Origin of the sequence: Endozoicomonas sp. SCSIO W0465, from assembly GCF_023716865.1 — a bacterium.
Taxonomy (GTDB): Bacteria; Pseudomonadota; Gammaproteobacteria; order Pseudomonadales; family Endozoicomonadaceae; genus Endozoicomonas.
Window position 1 is genome coordinate 309,893 of the sequence record NZ_CP092417.1, and the last position, 18,529, is coordinate 328,421.

An 18,529-nucleotide genomic window follows, 5' to 3' on the forward strand; every position below is an offset into this window, starting at 1 on the left:
GGGGCGAGATTACCAATTAAAACGAACGGATTTATATGTTTACTATTCAGCCCGGCACTACCGGTTGTGTGCGCTATCACTGTCCGCAGCCCAACGGCCATGCTGTACAAAAGGCATCAGACAGTACTGCATTTACCGGCCTGCTCCGGAGCGTGACTCCCGTTACAGACAGCATCAGCTATCTGAAGCAACCGTCTCCAAAGTTAGGAGATGCAATTCATTTTGTCCATAATGCGGGTGAGAAGGATGGGTTAATCCGTTTCTATCGACAAAAGACAGGCAATGGATTTCTTTTTATTATCCGGCATCCGGACGACCTGAATCATCACCCGTTAAGAAGGCTTCACCGATATCCTGCTCCCGGCCAAAAAACCGAGTGTGCCGGGCTTATTTATCAGCCAGTGCCCATCACTCTGATTTTCGATTGTGACCACCTCAAGCCCGGGCAGCTGGCCTCATTGAATGAACTGTTGGAGGACCCGCCCCGACTGGATGGCATGCCCGTTAGCACCACGGTTAACCGGGTTGTTCTGGCTAACGAGGAGTTAATACGCCAGCCTGACGCTCCCGGACCGGATTTCTGGCGTCGGATATTTGCTTTTAATGGACCTTCTTCAGCAACCTTCAGTTCCGATGGCTCCCCTCATAAGGCCGTTTTGCCATCATGGTCAGTACGCTATCGCACGAAGCCGCCAGAGCCCGGAAGTTTGCTCATTCGCTGTACTGGCAAGGACGCCTTTGCCGGTCTGTTTGGTAACCTGGCCATCAATAATGATGGCAGGCAGTATTTCCACAAAGGGCTGGTCAGCAGCCAATCAGGGCCTGTGACCATTTGTCTGGTGGACCCGCCGGATAGACGGAGTCGATTTTGGCAACAGTTGTCTGACATTCTTGAGCAAGGCTACTTCCTGGCGAATGGTGAACAGGTGATGCTGCCGCCATCGCTGAGTCTGGAGCAGTATCACACCCCGACGGCTGATATTGATGCATTCAAACTTCGAGTGAACAACACACCGGTCAAACCTGACAAAACCTGTGGGATCATCAATAGCCTTAATTTTGATACTATCTGCAGTGATCTTTCAGCCTGGGGGAGCACTCTGCAACAAATCGATACCTTTCAGAAAATGGCCAGCGAATTTGGTCAGCTGTGCATTACCGGTGAGCTGACCGATGATCAGTGGCGGGTTCTGAAACAGCGAATGGAATTACTGTCCGCTCCCCCCGGATTGGTGACAGGCACTTTGCCGGGACCTCCAGGTGAGCTTTTGGGGAAGAGTATTGTCAGGCTTCAGACCAGCGATGTTGCCAATGCCGCTGCGGAGTCCGACAGTTATCACCTGGCCAGAGGGCAGTCATGGGAGGAGCTTTGGTTTACTAGCGAACTGAAACTTTCCGGTAAGTTGAGTTTTCGGCTGACGGAATCCCCCTTGCTGAAAAAGCTGCTTGCGGGCAAAACCGTGCTGTTGACGGGGCTGGAACACAGTCCGGTCCTGGCGGGGCATCTGGAGTCACTGCTGGCACCTGAGCCCTATCTCTGGATTTACGGCCAGAAAATTGACCTGCCCCATTGCCGGATCCATATTGTCTGGCCCATCGACCACCTGCCTGCCCGGGGGCCATGGTCCCAACGCTGGCAACAGCAACAAAAGACCGGAAGCCGTGGGCCAGCAAGCAGTGTCTCAACCATCATGACAGAAGCCGTGATGGCCAACCATCCCGATGCAGCAGAGCCATTAACCCGTCTTTTGGACAGCATCCGGACACTGCCCCAGAGCCCGGACAAAAGCTATCCGACAATACCGGTTCAGGCGCCTTCTGAGTTTCTGACACTGCTTGAGAGCCAGATGCACATCGAACAGAGCCTTGACCGATCCAAGACCCTGGAGCCCTTCCACTGGCGTAAGGCCCTGAACAAGTTACTGGCCCATCCCACGCGAGGTGATGCTACCGTTTACAGTTTTGTAAAAGCACAAATCAACGCCCAATTTCCGGACAAGGAAGCAGGGGTCGACAGCGATGGCATTGTTGACATCCTGAAAACCCGCCCGTTCCCGAAGCTCCCAAAGGACCTGACCGATGACTTCTGGCCGTTAGCCCGATATATGGTACCGGCACTGGCGCACTCTCTGCCCCACACCTTCGACAAAATCCCGGCCCATTGTCTGGCGAAGATGGCTGGCATTATTCACTCAATGTTCCCTGAAGAAGGCATACGTGCTGATTCGGTATCGGACATCACCGACAACCTGCATTCCTTAATCCCTTCCTATCAAGGCCATCGCCTGCGTCTGCTATACGATGCCCTGCTGGTCATGGCCAGTGACAGCCACTACCGGGGTATCCCGGTGCATCAGCAGGCCATGATCCTGAATCATCAGCTGTCACTCATCACCCAACACCATCCGTCAGATCCAGTCCCGCAGCTCCAGCAGCATCTGCAACAGCAGCTTCAGCACTGCTTCCCTGATCAACTGCTGACCACGACACTGCAGACACTGGCCACAGACTGGCTAAAGGCCTGCCGTAGTCATAATCAGCAACAGGCCAAACGGCTCACACAGCTCACCGCAATGCTCAGACAGCATAAGATCATTGACCTCAATGGTCCGGCCGGTACCGGTAAATCCTGTCTTGCCCTCGCCACCGGACAAGCGTTGCAGCAACAGCAGCACTCATCAATGGACTGGCTGGTTGCTGCCATTGACGCCAAGCTGGACCAGCAAACCGTGAACAGTATGACCCTGGGACCAGACACCACCTGGGAAGACCTTTACGGCTCGGTCACCTTGGAAAAAGACATGATGGGTAATCTGGTCTCGCATTCGGTGCCCGGTCAGCTATCGGAGTGGGCCAAAAGTTCCCGGCCGGGCCTACTGATTATTAATGAAGCCAACCTGGTGCATCATGGACTATTGTCTCCACTGACCGGTTTGCTGCAATCGCCTCCCCGGCTCTGCGTCAATGGCCAGACAATCTGGTTAACCGACAACCACCGGGTGTTGTTAACCGGTAATCCGGAAAGTTACCGGGGCCGGAATCTTGACCCTGAATTGAAAAGTCGGATTTTACGCCTCTTTTACCGGCCACTTCCGCAGTCCATTCTGAAACAGACCATCATTGAGCCACTCCTGCCCGAGACCTGGCCTATGGAACGTAGGCTGACCGCTTCGGCAACCATCTTGTCCCTACTGGCCGAGTATAAAAAACTGGTATCCAGAGACTATGAGCTGACGCCAAGGGATCTGAACGACATCATGGCCCGGTTCAGAATGATCGCTGCTGATGCACCATGCCCCGCCAGCAATGAACAGGTATTCGCATTGGCTGAAGAAGCCTGCAGACAAAGTCTGGGTGGGCGGATCGATCGGGACCAGCAATCAGAATGGCAAGCACTCAGGACTTACTGGCGCAGCTCCGGGCAGGTAGATGACCCATTGCCTGGCCCGCATCAGCACTCTTTTACTGCGTTTTTCAGCCAGTTGACAGAGGTGAATCAAAAGCGATCACAGCCGCTGGTTATTGATACTCCGGCCACCAGAGAATACATAAAAACCTGCTGGCAATTTCTGCAGCTCAGGGAACCGGGAAGAGCTGCCATGGTAGTTGAAGGCACTGCCGGATGGGGTAAGGATGCTCTGTTACTGTTGACCCTGACCACCTGGCAACAGCAAACCGGTAAAGGCTATCAGCACTTCAATGGGGCACCGGACCAATTTGCACAGTTTGTGGAGGCCTTTGACCGTGCCTGGCGTCTGGGTGAAGTGTTAGTGGTCAGTGAACTCAATATTATGCCTTCAGGCCCCCTGGAAGAGTTCCTCAATGATCGCCTGCCACTGCCCCACAAGGCCGGGTTCAGATTGATTGGTACCATTAATCCACCCACCTATCCCGGACGGACGGCGTTTCCGCCGTCATTGACCAGCCGATTTACCCGCGTTCTGGTTAATAACGATATTATTAATGACTATCGTCTCAGATTGCAGGCCATGGGGGTACCAGACATACTGAGTTGGTGGCTGACCGCTTGTGCCAGTGCCATCAATAATGACTTCCGGCGCCGTCGCATCCCCCTTGAACTGACCCTGCCGCAAATCCTTCAGGCCGCTGATCAGTTGGCCAAAACCACCATGGATCGGTGGACTGACAGTTTGATGCAGGCGTGGAAACCCTATCTGGCGTGTTTGTCAGATCCAGGCAAAAAATGGCCGTGTATTCCCGGGCAGTCATCAAGACAGTCATCAGAAAAGCAATCTTCCAAAGCTTCGCCCACCGAACCGGCAAAGATTTTCAGTTTGGGCAGGGCCCCTGGTGTCTCTGCCGTATTTCAGGTAACCAGATACTTTCCCCGTGAATGGGACACCGACCTGTATCGACTTGAGTTGCACACAGTCAGTGTGACGGCTGACCAACAGTTGGCCAGTCGTCAATTGTCGGGCCAACTCATCAATCGGAATGACCTTTTGTCCCTGTTACCCTGGCGTGGCTCTCTGCAAGCGGGCGAAACCCCAGGGCGCATGGCACTGGAACCCGGGAACGAATGGCAATCATTGCCATCACTGACCCCCGCCGACCGGTTGAGCGGTGTGAGAACTATTCCGGAACAGGCACAGCTGGAACTGGCAAAGGATAACCAAACCGGCCAATACGTTGTTCGTTCCCCGATGGCTGAACCGGTGACGGTGGATTTTATTATCCACCCCGACCTGACTTACTTTGAGCCGCTGACTTTTGACCACAGCATTTCAACACTACCCGGGCGATGCCCTGCCCTGATCAAAGTCCATCTGGATAAGGAGGTTTTCTCGCGGAAACCAACCCACTCCCGCTACTACCGGGAGTTGCACAAAATAGCCGATATCAGGAATTTGCCCGAACGGTTGCTGGCACTGGCCGACTGGTTCAGAACGTTTTCTTACGACCGTAATTATACTGAGGCTGGCATCAATCTGGTCATGCGGTTAATAAAGGAGAAACAGGGAAGCTGCCGCCACCGTGCGTATCTATTTCAATTACTCTGTCTGTACTGGGGTATTGAAGCCAGAATAGTTAAATCGGTCTCGCATGCTTTTGTTGAGATCAGATGTGAGGGCGGGTGGCGACTATTTGATTTATCGGGCACAGGCAAAACCACTTGTAATTATTCTTCAGAGCCGGATTGGGATAGCCTTTACCAATCAGGGCCAGTGCAGTCAGTAAACTCACCTTGCGAGTCGGATTCAGGCGAGAGTGCCTCCGGCTGGGAACGAATCTTGTCGCTAGTGATTTCTCTTTGCCAAAAATCGCAGTGTACTTCATCCGAGTTACCCAGGGAGGCGATAAAAATTATCAGGGAGATCGTGCAGGAAGAATTCTGGAAAAATTTCTGCCCTATCCCTATGGGTCCACCACGTCAGTTTTTTTGTGCACCAAGAATGCACGACCGGATCTATCAATTTGATATTGCCTACCATATTGCACCGGAACAGTATCTGCTGGCGGCCAGACACGCCATTGACCATTTTTCCACCCTGGCCCTCCCTGAAAAAAAAGCCATTATTGACTGGAGTCATTGCATGCTCAACTGGTCAATCAAGCATCAATCTCCAAAAGATCATTTATTCTGTCAGTGGTCGGAGTTTGCCTGGCAACTGTATCGGCAAAAACCGGATGACTTTCCCGTACTTCCAATTCAAAGTCTGCAGGCCGTTACCCGATTCAATTTTGATCACAATGGTATGGCCCTAAGAATATGCCAGCGCATATTCCGGCTTGAGTCCATCAACAGAACCTGTCTGGAAGCTGTAAGCAACCATCCGGAGGAAGAAAATTTTTCCCTGCTTTACGACTGGGAAAAATTGCCTGAGGTGCCTGTTACCGAGGTTTATTGGTGCCACAGCTCCCGGGGCAAACCGGATATAGCCCGACTAATCCGGGGTGAACCCTGTTTCCCGGAGAAAAAAACCTTTTACCAGCAGACGCCTACCCTGATGTTTTCCGCGCAGTTTCTGATTGGCCGGGCGTTGGAAACCCTTAAACAAACGCCCAATAAACTGACCAGAGCACCGTTTGTTACCGAACTAGAACTTGAGCCAAAAATAAAATTTGCGGAAGATTACATTAATCATGCAGAACTTAACTGGCAGCTGATTCGTCTGATCAGCGATAAACGTTCCGCCGAAATATATGCCCCGGTAGTCTGCAAAGAACTGAGCAGATTCCGGGTTTTGATCGTTGGCAACTTCGATGGTCAGATAACCCTCTTTGAAAGCCCGGCAGGGCAAAATTTCAACCTGATAGGCAGTGAAATTTTTTCTCAGGGTATTGCCATGGATTGCCGGGAATCGCTGGAAAAAATAAAAGGCTTAATCAATGAACATGATGCAACCATTCTTGGCAGAAAATAGCACCAGGAAGAAACTGCTGGCCATCGTCTGTCCGTGACTTACTTCGGCGAACCCGTCGATAAAATCGATGATGCAACGCTCCATAACCAGGGAGTCATTCCCTGTTTTTCTGTGATCATTCATGTCAGCCCGGACCCGCTGGTGTTCAGCTCACCATAAAGTGATCGGGTTTTATAATCATAAGATCAATATATTGGACTATCGAAAGTTCAGCGCATAATCATTTAGAATCCCATTTTTACTGTTTCAGGTATTCTCTTTTCTTATGTCCGGGTATGAGGAACAGCAGCTCCCTATCGCTGTATTTTTGATGGGCCCTACCGCTTCAGGCAAAACTGACCTTGCGGTAGCGCTCAGCAAGGTGCTGCCTTTCGAGATCATCAGTGTGGACTCAGCACTTATCTATCAAGGGATGGATATTGGTACTGCCAAACCAGAGCCTGAGGTTCTGAAAGAGGCGCCTCATCACCTGATTGATATTCTTGATCCGGCAGATTCTTATTCAGCAGCCGATTTTCGACGGGATGCTCTGGCGTTGATGGCCGATATCACGGCTCGTGGGAGAGTACCTCTGCTGGTGGGCGGTACGATGATGTACTTTAAGGTGCTCAGGGACGGTATGGCGACCATGCCCTCTGCCGATGCCGAGGTTCGTCAGAGGCTGCTGGATAGCGCGCAGGCACATGGTTGGTTTTTTTTACATCAGCAACTCTCGGAAGTTGACCCGAAAGCCGCGCTACGAATAAAGCCATCGGATACCCAGCGCTTGCAGCGGGCTCTGGAAGTTTATGAACTGACAGGAAAACCGCTTTCTCAATGGCATAGAGAACAAGATGAACAATGTTTGCCTTATCGCATTGTCAGCCTGGCGGTGGCTCCAAAAGATCGTTCTGTGCTCCATGAACGTATTGCATTACGTTTCCGGATGATGCTTGAGAATGGTTTTCTGGAAGAAGCAAGAAGTCTTTATCATCGTGGGAACCTGAATGTTTCCATGCCATCCATCCGATCTGTTGGCTACCGACAGGCGTGGTCTTACCTGGATGGGGAACTAAGCTACGATGAGATGGTCGAAAGAGGTATTATTGCGACCCGGCAACTGGCTAAAAGACAGCTGACCTGGCTTAGAAGCTGGCCTGATATTCACTGGTTTGATACGTGTTCAAATAACTTGCCGGGTGATGTCTTGAAAGTCCTGGAGAGTGCCCTGAATTAAATAGGATGGACGTGTCTTATAGCCATAAAACTGAGTATGTAGCCTTGAAGCATATCAAGGGCAATGAAGTCACTATCCTTCTATAAATAGATGACAGATTAGACTCATTGTCTAATAAAGTAGTACCTTAGAACCTTTAATTGTTCCTGCAGGACTGGACGGAGTAGCTAGTATTACTTATTGAGTGCGGTGTGGGGTTAGCTTAATGTGAGCCGGCATTTCATAGGTTGTACATATATTGAACAATGAGTACTGGCACAGCCGGTCCAACGGATAGTCCTCCCCAAAGTGAATCAAGGCTATTCAAAAACCCGAGAATTAAAAGGAGTACAGAAATGTCAAAAGGGCATTCTCTACAAGACCCTTACTTGAATGTGCTACGTAAAGAACGCGTTCCGGTTTCTATATACCTGGTTAATGGTATTAAGCTTCAGGGGCAGATTGAGTCTTTCGATCAGTTTGTTATTCTTCTCAAGAATACTGTAAGCCAGATGGTCTATAAGCATGCGGTATCAACTGTTGTCCCCAGTCGTCCAGTTCGTCTGCCGATGCAGGGTACTGATCAGCCTGAGCATGAGTAATCTTGTTTGACGCATCTTGAGGGCGCGTAAAGCGCCTTTAAGTGTTTTCGTTTATTTTAAAATGAGCCACATGTGGCGCTGTTTTATTATCAGGTTTCTGTAAGCTGGTTTTCGGCTGTTTATACGTATGGTTCATGGCTTTTAGGAGATCTATTTGTTTTTTGACCGCCATGAGGGTGGTGAAACCGCTGTTCTTGTTCATCTGGAATTGAGCGATGATCGTGAGCGGGAAGACCCCCGGGAATTCATGGAGCTCGTTCGCTCCGCTGGCGTTGAGTCTGCCGCCTTTATCACCGCAGGCTGCAAACATCCCAATCCCCGTTTTTTTGTCGGTCCTGGCAAAGTCGAAGAAATCCGCCAACTGGTTGTATTGCACGATGTTGATGTTGTGCTGTTTAACCATGCCCTTTCTCCCAGTCAGGAACGTAACCTTGAAAAAGAGCTGAAGTGTCGGGTTATTGATCGTACCGGGCTGATTCTGGATATATTTGCTCAACGTGCGAGAACCTTTGAAGGTAAGCTACAGGTTGAGCTGGCTCAATTGCAACACATGAGTACACGGCTGGTTCGTGGCTGGACCCACCTTGAACGACAGAAGGGTGGTATAGGTCTGAGGGGGCCGGGTGAGACTCAGCTGGAAACAGATCGTCGTCTTTTAAGAGCGCGCATCAAAAGTATTAGCCGTCGTCTGGAAAAGGTACGCAGGCAGCGCGAGCAGGGTCGACGCTCAAGGCAGCGTGCAGAGGTTCCCCAAGTGTCTCTGGTTGGTTACACCAATGCGGGGAAGTCAACACTCTTTAATTGTGTCACTGAATCGGGTGTTTATGCTGCTGATCAGTTGTTTGCTACCCTTGACCCGACGCTGCGGCGAATTGATTTACCGGATATTGGACCGGTTGTTCTTGCGGATACGGTAGGTTTTATCCGACACCTTCCTCATAAGTTGGTTGAGGCCTTTCGGGCAACGCTTGAGGAAACCCGCCAGGCAGATCTTCTGTTGCACGTGATTGACAGTCATGATCCGGAACGTCTGGAAAACATGGATCAGGTCTGCTCGGTATTGAAAGAGATTAATGCCGATGAGGTACCACAGCTGGAGGTTTATAACAAGATTGACCTTTTACAGGGCGTAGAACCGAAAATTCAGCGAAATAATGATGGGCGTCCTGTTCGGGTCTGGGTCTCAGCGGTTACCGGTGATGGTGTTGACTTGCTGCAGGATGCCATCAAAGAGCTGCTTTCGGATGATATGCTGCAGGGGCAGCTAACCCTCCAGCCTGCCCAGGGTCGTATTCGAGCCCGTCTTTACAAGTTGGGTGCGATTCAGTCAGAAGCCTACTCTGAGAGTGGTGATATCATTCTGGATATTCGCTTGCCAAAGCCTGACTTTGAGCGCATTTCCAGACAAGAAGGTCTTAGCGACAGTTGTTTTAACTCTTTATAAAAAGTGTTCCTGGCTGGACAGAATATTTCATCACGAATGACGGATAAAATTTGGGCGAAACTGCTCTGATTTGGTGTTTGTAAAGAAAATCCGCTGCGGTCTTTACCAATTCGGCTTGCGCTATTCGCTATCCAAACTCTACAATCTGGCTCAGGAACTATTTATTTAATAGCCTGTCGTCCCCAGTAACAGGGATGCTCAAACCAAAACTCAATTTGATGCTGACTCTACGGAGACATATATGGCCTGGAACGAGCCGGGTGGAAATAACAAGGATCCATGGGGCGGTGGTAACAAAGGCGATAAGCAAGGACCACCGGACCTGGATGATGCTTTTCGCAAATTTCAGGACAAACTGAATTCCATGTTTGGGGGTAGCCGCAAAGGCGGTGGTGGTTCCGGTGGCGGAGCTCAGAAAGGCTCCTCTTCCGGTATTTTTATTGGCATCCTGATACTGGCTGTTGCTGCTTATATCTGGAATGCAGTCTATACCGTTGATGAAAAAGAACAGGCGGTAATCCTTCGGTTTGGCGAGTATGCAGAAACAGTTGGCCCTGGCCTGCATATGTACTTCCCTCCCATTGAAACCAAGTTTCAGGAACGCGTTACTGAACTTCGGACATACAACCTTCTGCAGCAAATGTTGACTGAAGACGAGAACATCGTCGAGGTAGCCATGTCGGTGCAGTACAACATTGACGACATCAAGGACTACGTACTTAATGTTGCCAAACCCCTGGTGAGTCTCGAAGAAGCGACGCAAAGTGCACTGCGCCATGTTGTTGGTGGCTCTGAGATGTACCAGGTGTTGACGGAAGGTCGTGAGGTAATGGGTATTGAAGTGCGTGATCGCCTTCAGGCTTACCTGGACAGTTACGGTACCGGCCTTAATGTTGCCAAGGTAAACATTGAAAGTGCTCAACCTCCCAAAGAGGTGCAGGCAGCATTTGATGACGTTATTCGCGCCCGTGAGGATGAGGAAAGGGCCAAGAACAAGGCTCAGGTGTATGCTAACAAAGTTGTTCCGGAAGCTCGTGGTCAGGCTCAACGTATCGTCGAGAATGCCAACGGTTACCGTGATGAGGTGGTGGCCAAGGCAGAAGGTGAAGCGGATCGTTTTGTGAAGCTGATGGGTGAATACCAACAGGCACCTGAAGTAACCCGTGAACGTCTGTACATTGAAACCATTGAAAACGTGCTCAGCAAATCCAACAAGGTACTGGTCGATGTTGAAGGCGGGAATAACATGATGTACCTGCCGCTCGATAAACTGACCCAGTCTCATGGCAGCAGTAATTTGCCATCCAGACAGTTATCTGCCCAGGAATTAAACGAGATTACCACCCGGGTGACAGAAGAATTGAACAAGCGCGTGAATAGCTCGCGAGTCAGTGGGGGGAGGGTAAGTCGATGAGTCAGAAAGCCTTCACTGGACTGATTATTTCCCTGGTTGTTGTGATACTGGCATGGGGAAGTTTATTCGTGATCTCCGAGCGGGATAGAGCGGTTCAACTTCGTTTTGGGCAGGTGGTTCGCGACAGCATTCCTCCGGGCTTGCATGTAAAAATTCCGGTCATCGACAAGGTTAAAGTGTTTGATGGTCGTCTACAGACACTTGATGTCCCATCCGAGCGCTTCCTGACCCTTGAGCAGAAGGCCGTTATTGTGGATTCCTACATCAAGTGGCGGATTCATAACGTCTACGACTTCTATCGTGCAACGGCGGGAGATGTATTCCGTGCCAGTAACCTGCTGGCCCAACGTGCTGAGTCCAGCATGCGGAACCAGTTTGGTAGTCTCACTCTGAACGAAGTGGTTTCCGGCCAGCGTGATGAAATGATGGAAGAGCTGACCAAAACGCTGAATGAAGTTGCCCAGAAGGAACTCGGCGTCAGTGTTATGGATGTTCGCATCAAGCGGATTGACCTGCCGCCACAGGTCAGTGATTCTGTGTTCGAGCGGATGTCATCGGAGCGTGAGAAAGAGGCCCAGGACTATCGTTCCCGTGGTCAGGAGATGGCAGAAGGTATCATGGCCAATGCGGACCGTGAAAAGCGGGTGGTTCTGGCCGATGCCTATCGTCAGTCCGAGATGATCCGTGGTGACGGGGATGCAAGGTCTGCCGAGATTTATGCCAAAGCGTATCAGCAAGATCCGGAGTTCTATGCGTTCTATCGTAGCCTGCAGGCATACAAAGAGAGCTTTGGAGACTCCGGTGACGTCATGCTGATTGAGCCGAAAGGTGATTTCTTCCGCTACTTTAACCACGATAAGCAAGGCAAATAATGAACTCTTGCTGCTAGTGTGAAAAAACCGTGGTAGTATTATCAAAACCGGGCCTCGCCCGGTTTTTTCGTGTGTGGGTACATTGAACGTGTGGCTGTGTCGTTCATGTTAGAGGGTGGAATGGGTATAAACAGCGGAGAATGGACAATGGACTTTGGGCAGCAATTATTGATTGCTTTCAGCCTGATGCTGGTGCTTGAAGGTGTTGTGCCATTTCTTTACCCACAGCGCTGGCGACAATTAGTGAGTCGGCTGGCTGAAATTGATGACCGGCAACTCAGAATCGCTGGTCTGGTCAGCATGCTGGTGGGTGTGGCTTTACTGTATCTGATCAATGGTTAGCCACTTCGTTCTGTAAACCTGGCGTGGCAGGAACAGAGCGAAGAAAAAACATTCACAGTAACGTTTCATAGAAACAACAAGAGAGACCGTTATGACCGTCGCTGATCGCTGGTTGTTGCCCGATGGAATTGAAGAAATTCTTCCCGGCCGGGCTCGTTGTGCTGAAAAGTTAAGGCGCGACATGCTCGACCTGTTTGACCGCTGGGGTTACCAGCTGGTGATTCCTCCTCATCTGGAGTTTATCGAGTCACTGACGGCAGGTGTCGGTCATGACCTGGATCTGCAAACCTTCAAGGTAACCGATCAATTGACCGGTAGAACCATGGGGTTAAGGGCAGACACAACACCGGCCGTGGCAAGGATTGATGCTCACACGTTGCAAGTGGATGGGCCAGTAAGGCTCTGTTATGCGGGCAGTGTCTTCCATGCTCGTCCGGCTTCCCTTGGGGCTTCAAGGTCACCCATCCAGATTGGTGCCGAGCTGTATGGTCACTCTGGTGTTGCAAGTGACCTGGAGGTGATTGCCCTGATGCTGGAAACGCTGGATCAGGTGGATGTCGATTCAGTCAGTCTGGATCTTGGGCATGTGCAGATATATCGGCTGCTGGCATCGCAGGCCGGACTGTCCGTTGATCAGGAGCTGGAGCTCTTTAATGCCTTGCAGCGAAAAGCAATCTCTGAGGTTGATCAGATGATCAATGAGTGGGATCTCCGTGAAGTGTCTGCCAGAATGCTGAAGAGCTTGCCCAATCTGGCCGGTGGCCCGGAAATACTTGAACGGGCCAGGGGTGAGTTGGCTGATGCGCCTGAGGGCGTTGCCACCGCACTGAATGAGCTTGAGTTGATTGCAAAAGAGATTGTCAGCCTCTATCCGGGCACTGGATTTTATTTCGATCTGGGAGAGCTCAGGGGCTACAACTATCATACGGGTGTCGTTTTTGCAGCCTATCTGCCCGGCCAGGGACAGGCCGTCGCAAAAGGCGGACGCTATGATGGGATCGGTGAAGCCTTCGGCCGATCACGTCCTGCCACAGGTTTCAGCACTGACCTAAAGGCCCTTATGGAGCTGAAGGCTTTGCTGCAGCTGAAAGCAGACAGTACAGATGACTGTACAGAAGGCACGACCATTTTTGCCCCTGTTGCTGCGGATGCTGCCATTGTGCAGTCTCTGCGTCGGCAGGGGAAACGGGTAGTTCGCCAACTGCCCGGGCAAGGGACAGAAGCAGCGGACATGGGTTGCAACCATCAGCTGATCTGCCGCGACGGCGAATGGTTGGTTGAACCTTTATAATTGCATTGAAACTAAGAGACCGATTCCATGGGCAAGACTGTTGTCGTACTTGGCACCCAGTGGGGTGATGAAGGTAAAGGCAAGATTGTCGACCTGCTGACAGAGCAGGCTGAAGCCGTTGTTCGTTTCCAGGGCGGCCATAATGCCGGACACACCCTGGTTATTAATGGTGAGAAAACCGTTCTGCACCTGATTCCTTCCGGAATCTTGCGCGAAGATGTGGTTTGTTACATCGGCAACGGTGTTGTGCTGTCGCCTGAAGCACTGCTGAAAGAGATGAAGCAGCTGGAAGCAACCGGTGTTCCTGTCCGTGAGCGTCTGAAACTCAGCCCGGCCTGTCCTCTGATTCTGCCTTACCATGTGGCGCTGGATCAGGCGCGTGAGCTGGCCCGTGGTGAAGCAAAAATCGGTACTACGGGTCGTGGTATCGGTCCTGCTTATGAAGACAAGGTGGCCCGCAGAGGCTTGCGTGTTGCTGATCTGCTGCACCCGGAGCGTTTTGCCAAAAAGTTGAAAGAAGTGATGGATTATCACAACTTTGCCCTGCAGAACTACTACAAGTCAGAAGTCGTGAATTATCAGACCGTTCTGGATGACACGCTGGCCATGGCCAGAGAACTCATTCCGATGATCGATCGGGTATCAGACCGTCTGCATGAGCATCATGAGCGTGGCGATCATATTCTGTTTGAAGGTGCCCAGGGTTCTATGCTGGATATCGACCACGGAACTTACCCGTTTGTAACGTCATCCAACACCACTGCCGGTGGTACTTCTACCGGTACCGGTTTTGGTCCGCTTTACCTGGATTACGTACTGGGTATTACCAAGGCTTACACCACACGTGTTGGCTCAGGCCCCTTCCCAACTGAGCTGGATGATGAAAATGGTCGCCATCTTGCCAAAGTAGGGAATGAGTTTGGTGCCACTACCGGCCGTCCTCGCCGTTGCGGCTGGTTTGATGCCGTAGCCCTGAGACAGGCTATCCAGATCAACTCGGTCAGTGGCCTTTGCCTGACCAAGCTGGATGTACTTGATGGCCTTGAAACGATCCGCATCTGTGTGGATTACAAGAATGCTGATGGTGAGTCCATTACCACGCCTGTTGACGTTGAAGAGTACGAGTTAGTTCAGCCGGTTTATGAAGAGCTGCCAGGTTGGACCGAGTCTACGTTTGGTGTGAAGAGCCTTGATGAATTGCCTGCTAATGCACTGGCTTACATCAAGCGTCTTGAAGAGGTAACGGGTGCACCAATTGATATTATTTCTACCGGGCCAGACCGTGTAGAAACTATTATTCTGCGTCAGCCGTTTGCCTGATTGTCAGGGTCCGGCTATTTGAAAAAATAGCCGGTTTATCATTGAATGAATCGGCTATTCTTTTGATGGTATTTTATTTTAGCCGCCACCCTTTGCATTGACTCACCGATACATGTACTAATTACAGAATGGATTCAATGTTTTTCCTTCCACCACGATCCGAGCTGAAGACAGCCATGAGCTATAGAAAGCCATGAGCTCTAAAAGCCATGAGCTATATCAAGAGGTGCAATAACCACATGTCACAAGGGTGGAAAAGCCAGGATAGTCAGGCATCTCTCGAAGCAGAGCGCTATGAAAACCCGATCCCCAGTCGTTTGTATATCATGGAATATCTTGAGCAGCGCGGGGCTCCGGCCAACCATCAGGCGTTATGTCGTGAATTGGGTATAAACGACGAAGAACAGAAAGAAGCGCTGATGTTCCGTCTCAAGGCAATGATCCGTGATGGCCAGTTGCTGCAAAATCGCAAGAATGCCTTTGCCCTGATCAGTAAGTTGAATCTTATTAAAGGCGTTGTTCAGGGCAATAAAGAAGGGTTTGGTTTTTTAATTCCTGATGGCGGTGGTGAGGACCTCTACCTGTCCCCCCGGGAGATGCGGCAGCTATTTGATGGCGACCGTGCAGTAGTCCGTGAATCAGGGGTTGACCATCGTGGCCGCAGGGAAGGCCAGCTGGTTGAAGTGATTGAGAGAAATACGACACAGGTTGTTGGACGCTACTATACCGAATCCGGTGCAGCCTTTATGGTGCCCGAAAACCCTCGTATCAGCCGGGAAATCATTGTCCAGCCCGGTCCGCTGATGCCTACGGAAGGTCAATATATTCTGCTGGAAATTACCCGGCAACCGGGACGTCGCAATATGCCTATGGGCATTGTTAAGGAGATTCTGGGTGGCAGAGCGGATGCTGGAATGGAGGTTGAGGTTGCTGTTCGCACCCACAACATTCCCCATGAGTGGCCGGATGAAGTAGAAAAACAGTGTAAGGGCTTGACTACCGAGGTTGCAGAATCCGATAAGGCTTTCAGGGTCGATTTACGGGAAACGCCCTTTGTCACTATTGATGGTGAGGATGCCCGTGACTTCGACGATGCGGTTTATTGTCAGCCGAAAAAAGGCGGTGGCTGGCGTCTTTTTGTCGCGATTGCCGATGTATCTAACTATGTAAAACCCGGTTCGGCGCTGGATAAGGAAGCGGTTAACCGGGGGACATCGGTCTACTTCCCCGGGCATGTTATTCCTATGTTGCCTGAGGTCCTGTCCAACGGTCTGTGTTCCCTGAATCCGGAAGTCGATAGACTGGCCATGGTCTGTGAAATGACTATCAGTGGCAAGGGCAAGATTTCCGGCTACAAATTCTATGAGAGCGTTATCCGCTCCCATGCCCGTCTGACGTATACCAAAGTTTGGGACATGTTGTCCCTCAGTGATGAAGGCCGTGATCTACGCAAACAGTACAAGCCATTAGTACCACACCTGGAGCACCTGTACTCGCTATACAAGACATTGGTGTCCGTGCGGGCAGAACGGGGCACGATTGATTTTGATACGGTTGAGACCCAGATTATTTTTGGTCGCCACCGCAAGATTGAGCAGATTGTGCCAAGGGAGCGTAATGACGCCCATAAGCTGATTGAGGAGTGTATGCTGTGTGCCAATGTCTGCGCGGCAAAGTTTCTGGAAAAGCACAATCTCCCGGGTCTGTATCGTGTCCACGAAGGGCCGACGCTGGAGAAGAAGCTTAACCTGAACAGCTTCCTTGGCAGCCTGGGCCTGGCACTATCCTCCGGAAAAATTACCCCCCGTGATATTCAGGCACTGTTGCTTAAGGTGAAAGATCGTCCTGATTACCATGTGATTCAGACTGTGGTGTTACGCTCAATGAGTCAGGCGGTCTACAGCGGTGATAATCAGGGGCATTTTGGTTTGGCCTTTAAGGCTTATGCACATTTCACCTCACCCATCCGGCGTTATCCTGATTTACTGGTGCACAGGGCGATCCGTCACATTATTCGCTCAGAGATTCCCTCCAGGCATGTGGTTCGTGTGGGAGCCAGCCCGATTCCTGAAAAGCGCATCTATCCCTATAAAGCCGGTGATATTCAATCACTGGGAGAGCACTGTTCGGCAACTGAGCGACGGGCAGACCTGGCAACCCGCGATGCCATGGATTGGCTGAAGTGTGACTATATGCAGCAACACATTGGCCAAACCTTCAGTGGTATTGTCTCTTCAGTTACCGGGTTTGGCTTGTTTGTTGAACTCAAAGACGTATTTGTTGAAGGCCTGGTTCACGTCACCAGTCTGCCAGATGATTACTATATTTACGACAATGTACATCACTGCATGCGTGGTGAGCGGACAGGTCGCCGGTTCGGTTTGGGCGATGAACTGGAGGTAATGGTCAGTAAGGTTGATCTGGATGATAAGAAGATCGACTTCGAACTGCTATCCGCGCTTGGCAAGCCCGGAAGAAGAAAGCCATCCAGTAAGTCTGGTCCTGCGAAAAAATCCCGTTCATCCGCAAGCGCGGCACTGGGCAGTCGATTTAAATCGGCTGCGGCAAAGGCAAAACTGCTTAGAGAAGCCAGGGCTGCTGAAGCAGCGGCTAAAAAAGGGAAAGGCTCTTTATCTGCTAAAGGCTCTTCATCCACCAAAGGCGCCTCCGAGGACGGTAAACCGTCAGGTCGTAAGCCGAAAGGCAGAAAATCGTCCAAAACAACGGGTAAAAAGGGCAAGCCAGCCGCTGCCAACAAAAAGAAGGTTGCCGTTAAGAAGAAAAAAAGCAGTACCAGTAAGTCTGACTCAGCCAAGGCCTCAAAGCCAGTGGGCAGACAGCCTCGTAAACGGAAGATCAGTCAATAAGCGTTGCACCACAAAGAAAGAAACAATCTTTATCATGCAGATGAGAAATCAATGAGTAATGACGTAGTATTTGGCCTGCATGCGGTGCAGAGCCTGTTTGAACGATCACCCGAAAGAGTATTGGAACTTCAAATTCAGAAAGGTCGTACCGATAAGCGAATCAATGCACTGGTTGATCAGGCCAGAGATCAGGGCGTTTCCGTTCGATTTGTTGAGCGCAGTCGTCTTGATGCCAAAGCGGATGGTGTGCATCAGGGGATTATGGCCAGAGTCTCTGCTGCCCGGGTTTACCGGGAAGAAGACCTGGAGGATATTCTGGATGGGCTGAATGAACCGCCATTTCTTCTGATTCTGGATGGCGTTACCGATCCTCATAACCTCGGCGCCTGCCTGCGGACGGCGGATGCGGCAGGTGTGCATGCGGTTATTGTTCCCAAAGATAAGTCGGCCAGCCTGAATGCCACAGCCACCAAAGTGGCCTGTGGTGCGGCAGACAATGTACCCCTGATTCAGGTGACCAACCTTGCACGGAGTATGGCGTGGCTCAAGGAGCGAGGTATCTGGATGATTGGTACCGCCGGTGAGAGTGCTGGCAATATCTATCAATCAGATTTAACCGGACCTCTGGCACTGGTCATGGGCGCAGAAGGTAAAGGTATGCGTCGGCTGACCAGAGATCTGTGTGACTCGCTGATTTTTATCCCGATGGCAGGTTCAGTCAGCAGCCTGAATGTCTCCGTTGCTACCGGTGTTTGTCTGTTTGAAGCGGTTCGTCAGAGGCATTGACGGTAACCAC

General features: G+C 50.9%; 11 protein-coding genes. All 11 read left to right on the forward strand.

All coding sequences use genetic code 11. The annotated features are described in order from the left end of the window. Nucleotides 1-458: 458 nt before the first annotated feature. The 11 genes from MJO57_RS01500 (at nt 459) to rlmB (ending at nt 18,519) form a co-directional block, all read left to right on the forward strand. Nucleotides 459-6,386 carry an AAA family ATPase gene (locus tag MJO57_RS01500; RefSeq protein ID WP_252022329.1) on the forward strand — a complete coding sequence of 1,976 codons (5,928 nt, stop codon included), beginning with the start codon at nt 459-461 and terminating at the stop codon, nt 6,384-6,386. 265 nt (nt 6,387-6,651) lie between these two features. After that, a complete protein-coding gene (miaA, locus tag MJO57_RS01505) occupies nt 6,652-7,602 on the forward strand; it encodes a tRNA (adenosine(37)-N6)-dimethylallyltransferase MiaA (protein ID WP_252022330.1) in 951 nt (316 codons plus the stop codon). Between the two features lie 335 nt (nt 7,603-7,937). Continuing rightward, nucleotides 7,938-8,183: an RNA chaperone Hfq gene (hfq, locus tag MJO57_RS01510; protein ID WP_066018284.1), complete on the forward strand. Its 246-nt coding sequence runs from the start codon at nt 7,938-7,940 to the stop codon at nt 8,181-8,183. Nucleotides 8,184-8,337: 154 nt separating this feature from the next. Then, nucleotides 8,338-9,627, forward strand: coding sequence for a ribosome rescue GTPase HflX (gene hflX, locus MJO57_RS01515; protein ID WP_252022331.1), 1,290 nt, complete (start codon nt 8,338-8,340; stop codon nt 9,625-9,627). Between the two features lie 241 nt (nt 9,628-9,868). Next, nucleotides 9,869-11,041, forward strand: coding sequence for an FtsH protease activity modulator HflK (gene hflK, locus MJO57_RS01520; protein WP_252022332.1), 1,173 nt, complete (start codon nt 9,869-9,871; stop codon nt 11,039-11,041). After that, the gene (gene hflC / locus MJO57_RS01525) at nt 11,038-11,913 is read left to right on the forward strand and encodes a protease modulator HflC (protein WP_252022333.1); all 876 of its coding nucleotides are present in this window, start codon (nt 11,038-11,040) and stop codon (nt 11,911-11,913) included. The genes hflK and hflC overlap by 4 nt, the downstream gene beginning before the upstream one ends. 120 nt (nt 11,914-12,033) lie before the next feature. Further along, entirely contained in the window at nt 12,034-12,255 is a 222-nt protein-coding gene (locus MJO57_RS01530; protein WP_371924749.1) for a DUF2065 domain-containing protein, read from the forward strand. 91 nt (nt 12,256-12,346) lie between these two features. After that, nucleotides 12,347-13,546 carry an ATP phosphoribosyltransferase regulatory subunit gene (locus MJO57_RS01535; protein ID WP_252022335.1) on the forward strand — a complete coding sequence of 400 codons (1,200 nt, stop codon included), beginning with the start codon at nt 12,347-12,349 and terminating at the stop codon, nt 13,544-13,546. 27 nt (nt 13,547-13,573) lie between these two features. Next, nucleotides 13,574-14,866, forward strand: a complete 1,293-nt coding sequence (locus tag MJO57_RS01540; protein ID WP_252022337.1) for an adenylosuccinate synthase — start codon at nt 13,574-13,576, stop codon at nt 14,864-14,866. A gap of 209 nt (nt 14,867-15,075) precedes the next feature. Then, a complete protein-coding gene (gene rnr / locus MJO57_RS01545; RefSeq protein WP_252022339.1) occupies nt 15,076-17,733 on the forward strand; it encodes a ribonuclease R in 2,658 nt (885 codons plus the stop codon). Between the two features lie 51 nt (nt 17,734-17,784). Next, a complete protein-coding gene (rlmB, locus tag MJO57_RS01550) occupies nt 17,785-18,519 on the forward strand; it encodes a 23S rRNA (guanosine(2251)-2'-O)-methyltransferase RlmB (protein ID WP_252022341.1) in 735 nt (244 codons plus the stop codon). Nucleotides 18,520-18,529: the final 10 nt, after the last annotated feature.